The organism is Pseudomonas sp. E141, from assembly GCF_052659885.1.
Genome location: NZ_CP084024.1, coordinates 2,931,850 through 2,944,577, shown reverse-complemented (window position 1 = coordinate 2,944,577; position 12,728 = coordinate 2,931,850). Strand labels below are relative to the sequence as shown.

The window sequence follows — 12,728 nt, the reverse complement described above, 5'->3', positions numbered from 1 at the left end:
AGCATTGATTTAGATCAGAGGTTATGCAGGGCGTGCATGCGTGAATTTCATAGGAAAAGGACTGAGCTGCCTTGCAGGGAAATTGACATAAATCAACGCCGAGGCCGCTCTATCAGAGGACGCTGGATTGACGCTGAACGACGGGGCGCAACAGCCTGTGGAGGTTTTCCAATGAGTCAGAGTCCCTCAATGCAAACAGTGTGGAAGGACCGCAGCGCAGCGGGGCAAGGGCTGGTGGAACATTTGTTCAAATACGCCCATCGACCCGATGTCATCGTCCTGGCCTTGCCCCGCGGCGGAGTTCCAGTGGCTTATGAAGTGGTCACCGCTCTGCACGTGCGCCTTGATCTGATGCTGGTTCGCAAACTGGGTGTGCCGTCCAACCCTGAGTTCGCGATGGGCGCCATTGCCAGTGGTGGCATACAGATCCTCAATGACGACGCTCTTCGTGCCCATCCGATTGATCAGCCCAGTTTCGACGCCGTGGTTGCCCGGGAAACCCGGGAGCTGTTGCGTCGTGAGCAGGCGTATCGAGGCACTCGTGAGCCTGTACAACTCAAGGACCAGGTGGTCATCCTGATTGATGACGGTCTGGCGACGGGGGCCTCGATGATGGCAGCGATCCACGCGGTCCGCACGCAAGGGCCTTCGCGCGTTGTGGTCGCCGTGCCGGTTGGGCCGCTTGAAACAGTGGAGGCGCTACGCAGCGAAGTGGATGAGGTGATTTGTCCGCTTATTCCTGACTGGCTGGTATCCATAGGCTATTGGTACAAGGACTTCCCTCAGACATCCGATGAAATCGTCATCGATTTGCTACAGCGAGCCTGGCAACGGGAGTCGACCGCCGCGTATCAGGGGTAGAGCGGCGGGACTGCGAACGGGCCTGCGACTTAGACAAGCAACAGGTGATCGTCCACCTCTCTGACCCCCGGCACCGACCAGGCCGCCCGTTCCGCGATTTTACGCTGGCGCCATAAATGGACTTTGCCTTCGAGCCTCACCACATCCCCATCGACCTTGACGTGAATTGCCTTGGCATCCACTTCGGCATTGCGTTTAAGGGCCTCTTCGATACGACGCTGGATGTTGCCCGCGTCCACTCGAGGGCGCAGGGTTAGCCGATTGTTCACGCCCACCACGCCGGACAGCTTGAACACGGACCGCTCCACGCTTTCTTTCTGGTATTGCCATTCCACTTCGCCTTCCAGGCTGACCCAGCCGTTCTGCACGATGACTTTTATGTCGCCTTCAGGAACGTCGCAGCTCCAGTTGATGATCTTCAAGGCGCGATTGGCAATGGTGTCGTCTGCGGTGCCGGCGTTTTTATTCAATCGGACCTGGATTTCCTCAGCTACGGCGCGCACGCCCTCGATGCTTTTGACGGCGCGTTCAGCGCTGATCTTTTCTGCATAACTGCCAACATGACCGGAAAGGGTGACGACGCCATTGTCCACGGCCACGCCAATATGGGCTGCGTTGAGGTCGGGTTGGAATTCCAGTTCTTCCAGAATGGTCTTGCGCAGGGTCAAGTCGCTCATCGTGGCGTCCTCCAGGTAATGCGAAGCGGGCGGGGCTATCAGGGCCCGGTCTGCTTTTTCTACGCCTGGGTGATGCCGACACATTGAGCTAAATCAACAAGGGTGTAAGTGGGGCAACGGGCTGTCGGGGCAACTGCCCGTGATTTGATGAAAATCAGCAGGGCGGTCGACCGTGCCAGCGGAAGGGGCGATCAGGTGACGGGCAGGTGATCAGTGATGCAAGCGCCTCGAGAGGGTTTCACCGCTCTGAATGACGGTGGCAACCAGCCACTTTTTGCTTGAGGCCGGGCAGGTCCAGGATGGTGACGTTGCGTCCATGCATTTCTACCAGTTCCTCTTCTCGCAGGTGCGCGATACCCCGGCAGATCGTTTCCAGCCGCAGGCCCAGATAAGAGCCGATAGCCTCGCGGCTCATGCGCAAGACGAATTCCCTGGAGGAGTAACCGCGCATGTTAAGTCGCTGAGACAGGTTCAGCAGAAACGCCGCAAGACGTTCATCGGCATTCATGTTGCCAAGCAACAGCAGCATGCTGTGGTCGCGCACGATCTCCTGGCTCAGGAGCTTGTTGAGGTTGTGCTGTAAAGAGGGCAAATCGTGGGCAAGTTTTTCCAGGTTGCTGAAAGGAATCGGGCAAACTTCGCTGTCTTCCAGCGCTATTGCATTACAGGCGTAATGATCGGTGCTGATGGCGTCCAGACCGAGCATTTCGCCTTGCATCTGGAAACCGGTGATTTGTTCGCGTCCGTCCATCGACAATACGCTGGTCTTGAAGAAACCCAGCCGCACCGCATACAGAGAGCGCAGCGGATCGCCGATGCGGTACAACGCCGCGCCTTTTTTGACCTTCACACGCTGTGAGATCAAGGTGTCCAGGCGCTCGACTTCGCCGCCCGTCAGCCCGATAGGCAGGCACAGCTCAAGCACGCTGCAGTTGGAGCAAGCGGTTTTAAGGGAATGCACGCGCAGAAGTCGTGCTTCTGATTCGCTCATCGGAATAAACTCCTTTGCTGGAGCAATCATAGAAGATCAAACCCGTTGCGCCTGTAATTTGTCGTATATAGATATACCGGCTGTCATGTTTCAATCTGCAAGCTCAGGTCTTGAAGCGAATGGTTCGACAAACACGAGGCCGACTACACTCAATTGCTGCTCTTCAGCGCGCTAGAAAAGATCCCTGTCCAGGTTCAAACACCGAACCTGTTGAACTTTCATGAACTAGCGCGGTGAATAGGGATCTAGACCTCCAACATAACGGCTCTATGAAACATATCCGAACCCGCATTCAGAAGGATTATCCGAGCTGGAATCACCGACTCCGGCCATAAACTGGGGGCGATGGAGAGCGTGGGCGTTTCAGCCAGGCGGATTGAGGATTACCAGATGTCGAACATTGAAGAGCTTGCCGTGGAGGTTTGCGCACCGAGCGAGTATCAGAGCCTGCTCACCCTGGGCGCGAGCGCGCTCGACGCCATACCGGGGGCGGTATACCTCTGTGATCACGAGGGTTGGCTCGTCAGGTACAACAGTGAAGCGGCCGAGCTATGGGGCAGGACGCCCATTATCGGGAAAAACGGTGACCGCTTCTGCGGCTCGCACCGGCTTTTTTTACCGGATGGCACGCCGCTGGCTTTCGAAGACTGCCCCATGGCTTCGGTGCTTATTACCGGCGCTGCGACACGCAATCAGGAAGTGATCATTGAGCGTTCGGATGGAACGCGGCTTATGGCGCTGGTGAACATCCGGGCCCTCAGGGATCGGCGCGGGGCCATTCAAGGGGCGATCAACTGTTTTCAGGATGTCTCGGCGCGTCATGCGATGGCCGAAGAGCTTCGTCGCAAGAGTGCCGACCTCGAGGATTTTTTTGAAAACAGCGCGGTGGGGCTTCACATTGTCAGCAACGCGGGCATCATCCAGCGTGCCAACAAGGCCGAGCTGAACATGCTGGGCTATACGGCTGACGAATATATCGGCCGCCACATTACGGAGTTTCATGTGGATGAGCCCGTTATTGGTGACATCCTCAATAAACTGGGCAGCGGCGAAAGCCTGGACAGCTACCCGGCGCGGTTGAGGGCCAAAGACGGCACGATCCGGCATGTAGCGATTACCTCCAATGGGCGTTTCGAGGACGGTAAGCTCTTTCACACACGCTGTTTCACCATCGATGTCACGCTCGCCCAGCAAATGGAAAGCCAGATTCGCGAAAGCGAACGGCATATGCGCAATCTTCTCGAGGCTCTGCCCGCTGCGGTTTATACAACCGATGCACAAGGGCGCATCACCTTCTTCAATCGGGCGGCTGTCGAATTGTCTGGCCGAACCCCACAGTTGGGGGACATGTGGTGCGTGACCTGGAAAATATTCAATACCGATGGAAGCGCGCTTCCCCACGACCAGTGCCCGATGGCGGTGGCCTTGAAGGAAAACCGCCCGATACGTGGTGTCGAGGCCATTGCCGAACGGCCGGATGGCACTCGTGTGCCGTTTGCGCCGTATCCCACACCGCTGCATGACGCCGATGGCAACCTGGTGGGCGCCATCAACATGCTGGTGGACATCACCGAGCGAAATCAGGCGCAGAACCGGCAGAAGACCCTGATCGACGAACTCAATCATCGGGTCAAGAACACCCTGGCCACCGTGCAATCCCTGGCGGCACAAACGGCGCGCAATGCCGAGGATGCGAACGACGGTTACAGGCGTTTCGAAGCCAGGCTGCTTGCGTTGTCCCGGGCACACGATCTGTTGACCCGGCGCCATTGGGGCCATACCCCCCTGGGGTCCCTTGCCCATGAAGTGCTGATGCCGATATTTGGCCAGGAACCCAGTCGAATCGTGGTTGAGGGCGACCCTGTCGATGTCGGCACCCGCGTTGCGCTCAACCTCACCATGACCCTCAATGAACTGGCGATCAATGCACTGAAATACGGCGCGATGTCAGTAGAGACGGGCACGCTTTCAGTGAAGTGGGTTGTGCAACCACAATCCGATGGAATGCTACTGACCCTGGACTGGCGCGAGCAGGGCGGGCCACGGGTGGCCCAACCCAAGCGGGAAGGGTTGGGTTCGCGTTTGATGAAGCGCTGCATCGAGCGCGATTTGGGCGGGACATTTGACCTGACCTTCGACCCGAAGGGAGTTTGCTGCCGAATCTCGTTTCTGATCCAGGCGTCCAGCCCATGAGTTCATTCCCCGGAGTCAGGGTGCTGCTGGTTGAGGACGAAGGCACCATCGCCATGCTGGTCGAGCAAATGCTGGAAGAGCTCGAATGCGTGGTGGTGGCGTCAGTGGCACGGCTCGCTACGGCCTGCGAAGTGGCGAACCGGGTGGCAATTGACCTGGCCATTCTGGATGTCAACCTGGCCGGTGAGCGGGTTTTTCCGGTTGCCGAAATTCTCCAGGCGCGCCAGATTCCGTTTTTGTTCAGCACCGGATACGGTGCCAGCGGGCTGCCGAACGAGTTCGCCCATCGTCCTGTGTTGCATAAGCCATTCTCCGAAAACGAGTTGCAACTGAAAATCGCTCTTGCGCTGGGGCGCTGACCTTCAGCGATGAGCGGGCACGCTGTCCGGCCCTGGTGATTCCCCGCAGGCGCCCTGGACGTGTTCATTCCAGTTTATGAAACAGTGGATTGCAGTTCGTGCGTATTCCTCCCCAATCCCTTTGGGAAGAAGATAACCCCACCTGCAATGCACCCTCGGCAAGAGGCGTAGCGCAGTCCCCCTGACCGTAGCGTCTTAACGCAGCCTGCAAGGCTGCGGGCGCGAGGAGTAGCTGATGGACGAAGCCGCGAAACCACAATCCTCACCCTGGCATGAAGGCGAACTGACCTTGCAACGCTCGGTCGGTGCGGTCGACATGATGACCAGCGTCGGCCAGCGACAATTGGCGCGCAACTGGATGCCGGACCAGCACCGGGAGTTCTACGCACAGTTGCCTTTCGTGGTATTGGGCGCCGTGGATCGGCAAGGTGACGTGTGGGCGACCCTGCGCACCGGCAAACCCGGTTTCATGAGCTCACCTGATCCGCAAACCCTGCAGATCGATCTCAAGCCACAACCCAGCGATCCGGCCCAGGAGGGCATGGGCGAGGGGGCTGCCATCGGCATGCTGGGTATCGAATTGCACACCCGTCGGCGCAACCGCATGAACGGCAACGTTCGCCGTCTGCTCGATCACGGGCTGGAAATTTCCGTCAGCCAGGCCTATGGCAATTGCCCCCGCTATATCAACCTGCGCCAATATTCCTTTGTCCGCGAACAGGCCGGTGACGTTCGGCACCTGGTGGCAACGGACCCATTGGCTCGACGCCTGATCACGGCGGCTGATTCGTTCTACATCGCCACCTATGTGGAGCGCGACGGCGAACGGCAGGTCGATGCGTCCCACCGCGGCGGCAAGCCAGGTTTTGTGCGCATGGACGAGGACGGCACGCTGACCATCCCGGACTTCTCCGGAAACCTGTTCTTCAACACCCTGGGCAACATCCTGCTTAATCCCCGGGCAGGCCTGATCTTCGTCGATTTCAAGACCGGCGATCTTCTGCAAATGACCGGTTCCGCCCAAGTATTGCTGGACGACCCCGAAATTGCCGCGTTCCAGGGCGCCGAGCGGCTGCTGCGCTTCAAGCCGCAGCGCGTGGTTTACCGCCAGGCCGCGATCCCGTTGCGCTGGAAGGACCAGAGCTCGGGTGACTCGCCCAATTCATTGATGACTGGCAGTTGGGAGCAGGCCGCCGAGCGCTTGCAGGCCGAATCCCTGCGGACCCAATGGCGCCCATTGCGCGTGGTTCGTGTGGTGGATGAGAGCCACAACATTCGCTCCTTCTACCTGCAAGCCGCCGACGGAGCGGGCGTGCCCCGGTTTGATGCCGGCCAGCACTTGCCCGTGCGGATTTCGCTGGAGGGGCAGAAAACGCCATTGATTCGTACCTACAGCGTGTCCAGCGCACCGTCGGATGATTTCCTGCGCATCAGCGTCAAGCGCGACGGCTTGGTCTCCTCGCACCTGCATGACCGGATCGAGGTGGCGCAGCAGATCGAGGCGCGAGCGCCCCAAGGGCATTTCACCGTTCAGGCCGCTGAGCGGCGGCCCTTGGTGCTGCTGGCGGCGGGCGTGGGTGTGACGCCGCTGTTGTCGATGTTGCGCGAGGTGGTTTATCAGGGCCTGCGCATGAGTCGGATGCGTCCGGTCTGGTTGGTGCAAAGCGCGCGCACGGTTGCCGACCTGGCATTTCGCGAGGAAATCGATGAGCTGGTCAAGCGCGCCGCAGGCAAGGTAAAGGTACTGCGCCTGGTCAGCCAGCCGCCTACGGAAGGTGTGGGGCAAGGCTACGACGCGACGGGCAGGATCGATGTAGAGCTGCTCAAGCAACTGCTGGCGCTCGATGACTATGACTACTACCTGTGCGGGCCCGGCAGCTTCACCCAGTCGCTGTATGACGGATTACGCAAATTGCGCATTCCAGACGATCGCATTCATGCCGAAACCTTCGGCCCATCCACACTGGTACGCGACGCCGAAGTCAGCGTGCCAGCGGCCCCGCAAGTGCCTGCATCGAGCGAGTCGGTGAAGATCCTGTTCGCCAGCTCCGGCAAGGAGGCCCGCTGGGAACCGGGCAGCGGGACCCTGCTGGAGCTTGCCGAAGCCCGGGGCCTGAGCCCTGAGTTCAGCTGCCGCGGCGGTTCGTGCGGCACCTGTAAAACCCGGCTAAGCCAGGGGCAGGTGCATTATCTGAACAGTCCGGCCGAGCCGGTTGCCGAAGATGAGGTACTGATCTGTTGCGCAGTACCGGCACAGGGGAGTGAAACCGTGGTTCTGGACGTTTGAGCAGGTGCTACACCCTCGCCAAAAGAGCAGCTTTTTGATCGTTCCCACGCTCTGCGTGGGAATGCATCCCGTGACGCTCTGCGTCACCTTCCAGAAGCGGAACGCGGAGCGTCCCTGGCGACATTCCCACTCAGGAGCGTGGGAACGATCGAATCTCTGGCTCCAATCGCCCAGCCCAGCGCCCTTGCCACAGGCTAGATCGTACGTCGCACTTTTCCTGGTGCTTGCCCATAAATCTCCTTGAACTTCTTGCTGAACGCCGCCTGGGATTGGTAACCGACCTGCACGGCAATATCGCTCAAACCCAAGTGCGAATGGCTCAGAAGACTGAACGCCAACTCCATGCGTATTTGCGTCAACAACACCCAAGGCGATACCCCGGCCACGCGAACGAACGTTCGCATGAAGTTCGCGCGGGACATGTTCGCGAGGTCCGCCAGGCCTTGGATCGTCCACTCGTAGGCCGGATCTGCCAGCATCGCCTGCCAGGCTCGGCCCAGACGTTTATCGCCCAGCAGCGCCAGCGAGCCGCTGTCCTGGCCGTGATTTGCCAGATGCGCACGCAGAATAAGCGTGAACAATGCCTGGGAAAGCGCATCGAGCAGAAAACGAGCACCGACCTTGGCCTCATCGGCTTCCGCACGAATGACTTCCACCAGCGCGGGTAGCGGACCGTTGGCCGGCAACGCGCCGCTGGGGATGACCAGGTATTCGGGCAGGGAGGCAAACAGCAGTGAGGCCCGATTGAAGTGAAAGTCGCCACACAGCATGTCCAGTTCGGCACTGGCGTTGCCAATACGATGGACCGGCAGCGCGCCACCTGTGACGAGTTTCGGTGAAGTTGGCGCCACTGTTTTCCCAGGGCTGTGCATCAGGTGTCGCGCACCACGGGGCAGAAGCAGGATGTCACCTGCGCGCATGGGCAAACGCTGCCCATCGGGAAACTCCACCCGGCACTCTCCCGCTAACACGATGTGATAGGGCGCTCTGCCCAGGGCTTGCTGTTCATGATCCAGAGCCCAGTCACCCTGGAATTGACAGCGTAGATCCAGACTGCCGCGCACATTGGCCAGGCTGATGAGTCGATCGATCGCATTCATTTGAGAGCATCGCCAAAAAAACTGAGCGGATTGAACAAAATCGACCCGCGCCGGAGTGAAAAACTGAGGGCGTCGAAACAGTACACCCAACCCACTCAGGAGTTAATGTCATGTTCCACAACTGGTCTGAATTGTTGCCCACCATTCAAAAAGCCTTTGGCGCACTGGGCCAGAGCAACCCGAAAATGGTCAAGGCCTACATGGCCCTTGGGGAGGCCGCCAGCGAAAATGACGTACTCGATGCCAAGACCCGCGAGCTGATTTCAATCGCGATCGCGGTCACCACCCGCTGCGATGGCTGTATCGCCGCGCACACGGACTCGGCGATCAAGGCCGGGGCGAGCCGAGAGGAAGTGGCCGCCGCCCTGGCAACCGCGATCTCGCTGAATGCAGGCGCTGCGTACATTTACTCGCTGCGTTCGCTTGAAGCCTATGACACGTTGAAAAACCGCGCGTGACGCCACGCAACTTCAGGCCCCGGCACTGCAAAGTACCGGGGCTTTTGTCCGTTTTATGGAAAACAGCCAGTTGATTGTGCTAAACCTTCTGATCGGTTGATGCCGGCTTGCTGGCAGTCAACTGTCCTGACAACCGCTTAAAGGAATGATCATGAGCCTGCACGGCGATTACGATCCGCAGAACATTTTCGCGCTAATCCTTCGTGGCGACGCGCCGTGCTACAAGATTTACGAAGACGCCGATGTACTGGCCTTTCTGGATATCTTTCCTCAATCGCGCGGCCACGTCCTGGTGATTCCCAAAGCGTCCCAGGCCCGGAATATTCTTGATGTCGAGCCTGCGGTCCTCGGCGCGATGATGTCTGCCGTGCAGCGGCTCACACGGGTCATCGTGGACGAGCTGAAGCCCGATGGTGTGCAAATTGCGCAGTTCAACGGTGCTCCGGCCGGGCAGACGGTCTACCACATTCATGTACACATCGTCCCTCGCTGGGAGGGCGAGGAGGCGGGCATACATGGGCGGGGCAAGGCCGATCCCGAGGAGCTCAAAGTGCTGCAGGCACGTCTGGTCGAGCGCATCCCTGCAGGGGCTAGCGCTGGCCCGATCCTGACGTAGGTAGAGAGTCAGTACACGGTTTTCTTGAAAGGGCGGGTGACCACGCCCGTGTAAAACGCCAGGATCGCGAGGCCTTGCACCACGACAGCGGCAATCACGATAGCGACGATGGCCTGGCTCGGTTCGGCAAAGACTGAACGGACTAGGCCGAAGAATGCTGGAGCGAAGGCATAGGTGGCTTGACTGATTGCGACCATCAGCGCAATCACCCTGGCGGTGTGTTCGCGGCTGAACTCAGTCTGGGCGATCAACGGCGGCAATGACGTGGCGTTGCCGATTCCCGAACCGATCAACACCACCGCCACCCAGGCGACCCCCGGATGGATATCCAGGCCCAGGAGCATCAGTGTTCCAAGCATCTGAATCCCATAACCCAGGCAGGCCAGTTGACGGCGGTTGACGCCCTGGGTCATCAGGCGTGCGGCCACGTAACGCCCGCCCATGGCGCTGGCGGTGGCCAGGCCCATGGCGAATGAGGCGTCATGGGCGCCCATGCGTCCCGCCAGAATCGAATACAGGTGGGCGATCAAGCCTATTTGGGCGAACAACCCCAGGGACATGCCCGCTGCCAGGGAACGGAAACTGGCCGATTTGAGGGTTTGCGCCGCAGTCCAGGGTGTGGCGCTCGTGCCAGTCGCTATCGGTTCTGGTTGGTCGGCATTGTCCGGATGTTGGCCGAGGCTTTGAGGGCTTTTATTGAACACCAGAAAGGCGAAGCAGCCGAGCAGCACCACGGCTGCGAGGCTGATCACCAGCGCCGCCGTGGCAAAGCCAAAACGCTCGATCAGCAACACCCACAACGGCGAGAAAATCACCCCACCCATGCTGGCGCCGTTGTAAGCCTTGCCCAAGGCTTTGGGTCGCTCCTTGATATACCAGGGCGCGATCAGGGTGTTAACGGCGGCGGCGCCTAATGTCACCCAACCGATGCCCGAGCAGATGGCCCCGGCATACAGCACCCATAATTGGCTGGCCTGAGCCCAGATATTCACCCCGACCCCCAGCACCACGCTGCCCAGCAGGGTAATGGCCGGTACACCGAAGCGCGCGTAGAGCCTTGGCAGGTTGGCGATGACCAGGGTGCCGCTGAGAAAGTGCAGCGTAACGGCCGCCGACACCTGGGCCACCGGCCAGCCGGTGCGATCCATCACGGCCTGCATATAGATCGGCGGCCCATAGAAACCGACCCCCCATCCGATCATTGCCAGGATGAATGTGCAGGCCAGTACGGTCTTTCCAAAAAAACGGGTGGGTTTCATCGCCATCTCCTCCATGTGGGCTCACAGGTTATGCACCTGAGGCATCGCTCACTTCGAGGAGGGTCAAACTATGGATGTCGCTGCTGCCAATACTTTTTATCCCACACCCGGTGCCAGGTTCAGCGCACGCGCGTGCGGCTCTGCTCCGCCAGGTCCAGCGCTTTTTGCATGTCCAGCCGCGCCGAACGCCCCACGTCCTTGTCGTTAAGCTGATAGCTGCGCTCCGACGGCAGGATAGGGGCGGTGAGGTCCTCGCCATCCATCCGTTCGAAGTCATGGTTTTCACCGATGGTCATGGCGCTGCGCCGTAGCAGCATGCGTAGTTGCTCGGGCTGAAGTTGCGGGTTGATGGACAGCATCGCCGCCAGCAAGCCCGCGACCATGGGCGTGGCATAGGATGTGCCGCAATGCACTGCGCCGTTTTCGCCGGCGCTGGTGGTCGAGGCGTGGGCGCAAGCGGCGGCGGTGATGTCCACGCGCATGTCGATATTCGAGGAGCTGCGCTTGACCGCATAGCCCGGATCATCGACGGCAACCCCGGCGCGCTCGTTGCGCTGGTGCCCGCCGACCACCAGCAGTTGTTCGGTGATGAACGAAGAGGGCAGGCGGTATTCATCGGTGCCCGAGAACGAAGACCCATTGCCGGCGGAGTTCACCACCACCACGTCGGGATGCTCCTTGCGCAGCCAGAGGAAAAACTCTTCCAGCAGTTCCTCGTAACCGCTCATGGCGATGCCTGAGCGCAACAGCGAGTCGACTTCATCGCCTTTGACGTTTTTCGCGCCAACGCGGTGAATGCCCCAGCTCCAGTTGAGCACCCGCACGCCGTCCTCCACAAGGTTGACCGAGGCGGCGATGTTGGCGGTGATCCCGGCATCGGAGTTGCGCTCTACAATGACTTCGAAACCACCGCTGGCTTTGTCCAGACCCCGGAGAAAACCGGTGTTTCCACCGTCATCCCAGCGTGCGGCGAGAATGCCCGCGACGGTGGTGCCGTGGTTGTCTGGCGTATTCGCATCGCGCGCATAGACGCAGGTGCGCGGCATCGAGCAGCCGCCGAGGTAGTCGGCGAAATCGGCGGTGTCGAAATCCACGTTACGTTCGATCAGGCCGATGCGTACCGGTTGCGGCGGGGTGGGCGGTTGCCGCGCAGGAATGCGCCGCTGGTAGTAGTTCACCGCGTCGAGAAAGCGGTTGGCGGCCCATTCATCGGAGTCCAGGGCCGGCTTCTTCGGCTCTTCAGGGTGGGCGCTGGCTTGCTCGGCCTCTTCTGCCGCCGACTCCTCGATCACCACGGCATCGACACTGGTCTCGCTGCCCATCCGTAGCACCAGCGCGTCGCGCTGCACCAGATCCTTGGCGGGTAGCCGAAGCTGATACAGGTTCAGGGGAGCAATACTGCCGACGACCTTGGCGCCGTATTTTTGGGCGAGACGCTCAGCTTCCTGGCGCCCATCGTGATTTTCCTCGATCAACAGGCTCACCAGATCGACGTAGGTGCTCAAGCCGTCCATGTTCTTGGCGACTTCGTTCGGCCCGGCGGCCAATACGTGGCTGTTGCGCAGGCTCAGCCAGGCTGCATTGCTGACGCGCTGCCCGTCTTCAAGCCAAATAGGGCCGCTCTGATAGGCGGCGCTGTCCAGGCGCACGCGCAGGTTTTGCCCTTCGCGTTGGACAATGAGCGCGGGTAGCGTCTTTTCACCCAGTTTCAGTTGTGGCGTTTGAGTACCCAAGCCGTGCACCGTCAGGCACCAGTCCTGATGCTGGCTTTGCAGCAGGTCACCGCAGCGGTCCAGGCGTTCCAGGCGCAGCGGTTCTTGTGCGGCGGCCGCCGTGCTGGCGGCCAACGTGAGCAACGTAGCGAGGACAGCAGATCGTAAGGACATGAGTCAGGTTTCTTTGCCGAGGGGCCTGGTGTTCCGACTGC

11 protein-coding genes are annotated in these 12,728 nt (G+C 60.0%); 6 read left to right on the top strand and 5 right to left on the bottom strand.

Going from position 1 to position 12,728, the window contains the following annotated elements; genetic code table 11:
• Positions 1–171: 171 nt before the first annotated feature.
• The gene (locus tag GKKCFE_RS13115; RefSeq protein ID WP_445577969.1) at positions 172–861 is read left to right on the top strand and encodes a phosphoribosyltransferase; all 690 of its coding nucleotides are present in this window, start codon (positions 172–174) and stop codon (positions 859–861) included.
• A 29-nt stretch (positions 862–890) separates the two neighbouring features.
• On the opposite strand, the gene GKKCFE_RS13110 is transcribed toward GKKCFE_RS13115, so the two are convergent.
• The gene (locus GKKCFE_RS13110; RefSeq protein ID WP_076384342.1) at positions 891–1,538 is read right to left on the bottom strand and encodes a BON domain-containing protein; all 648 of its coding nucleotides are present in this window, start codon (positions 1,536–1,538) and stop codon (positions 891–893) included.
• 238 nt (positions 1,539–1,776) lie between these two features.
• The gene (gene fnr, locus GKKCFE_RS13105) at positions 1,777–2,529 is read right to left on the bottom strand and encodes a fumarate/nitrate reduction transcriptional regulator Fnr (RefSeq protein ID WP_139049895.1); all 753 of its coding nucleotides are present in this window, start codon (positions 2,527–2,529) and stop codon (positions 1,777–1,779) included.
• Positions 2,530–2,883: 354 nt separating this feature from the next.
• Between fnr and GKKCFE_RS13100 the strand changes: the two genes are divergently transcribed.
• From GKKCFE_RS13100 to GKKCFE_RS13090, 3 genes are all read left to right on the top strand, one after another.
• Positions 2,884–4,722: a sensor histidine kinase gene (locus GKKCFE_RS13100; RefSeq protein WP_372241369.1), complete on the top strand. Its 1,839-nt coding sequence runs from the start codon at positions 2,884–2,886 to the stop codon at positions 4,720–4,722.
• Positions 4,719–5,081, top strand: a complete 363-nt coding sequence (locus tag GKKCFE_RS13095; protein ID WP_076384348.1) for a response regulator — start codon at positions 4,719–4,721, stop codon at positions 5,079–5,081. Before GKKCFE_RS13100 ends, GKKCFE_RS13095 begins: the two co-directional genes overlap by 4 nt.
• Before the next feature lie 235 nt (positions 5,082–5,316).
• Complete coding sequence (locus tag GKKCFE_RS13090) at positions 5,317–7,368, top strand: 2Fe-2S iron-sulfur cluster-binding protein (protein ID WP_445577968.1); 2,052 nt, start codon at positions 5,317–5,319, stop codon at positions 7,366–7,368.
• Between the two features lie 194 nt (positions 7,369–7,562).
• Here GKKCFE_RS13090 and GKKCFE_RS13085 read toward each other — a convergent pair whose 3' ends face one another.
• Complete coding sequence (locus tag GKKCFE_RS13085) at positions 7,563–8,468, bottom strand: AraC family transcriptional regulator (protein ID WP_188250787.1); 906 nt, start codon at positions 8,466–8,468, stop codon at positions 7,563–7,565.
• 110 nt (positions 8,469–8,578) lie between these two features.
• Here GKKCFE_RS13085 and GKKCFE_RS13080 point away from each other — a divergent pair, with 110 nt between their 5' ends.
• A complete protein-coding gene (locus GKKCFE_RS13080) occupies positions 8,579–8,926 on the top strand; it encodes a carboxymuconolactone decarboxylase family protein (protein ID WP_445577967.1) in 348 nt (115 codons plus the stop codon).
• Positions 8,927–9,077: 151 nt separating this feature from the next.
• A complete protein-coding gene (locus GKKCFE_RS13075; RefSeq protein WP_445577966.1) occupies positions 9,078–9,542 on the top strand; it encodes an HIT family protein in 465 nt (154 codons plus the stop codon).
• Between the two features lie 8 nt (positions 9,543–9,550).
• Here the strand turns inward: GKKCFE_RS13075 and GKKCFE_RS13070 are convergent, their stop codons facing one another.
• Together GKKCFE_RS13070 and GKKCFE_RS13065 are read right to left on the bottom strand one after the other, a co-directional pair.
• A complete protein-coding gene (locus GKKCFE_RS13070) occupies positions 9,551–10,801 on the bottom strand; it encodes an MFS transporter (protein WP_445577965.1) in 1,251 nt (416 codons plus the stop codon).
• Positions 10,802–10,920: 119 nt separating this feature from the next.
• The gene (locus GKKCFE_RS13065) at positions 10,921–12,687 is read right to left on the bottom strand and encodes a S8/S53 family peptidase (RefSeq protein ID WP_445577964.1); all 1,767 of its coding nucleotides are present in this window, start codon (positions 12,685–12,687) and stop codon (positions 10,921–10,923) included.
• Positions 12,688–12,728 lie beyond the last annotated feature (41 nt).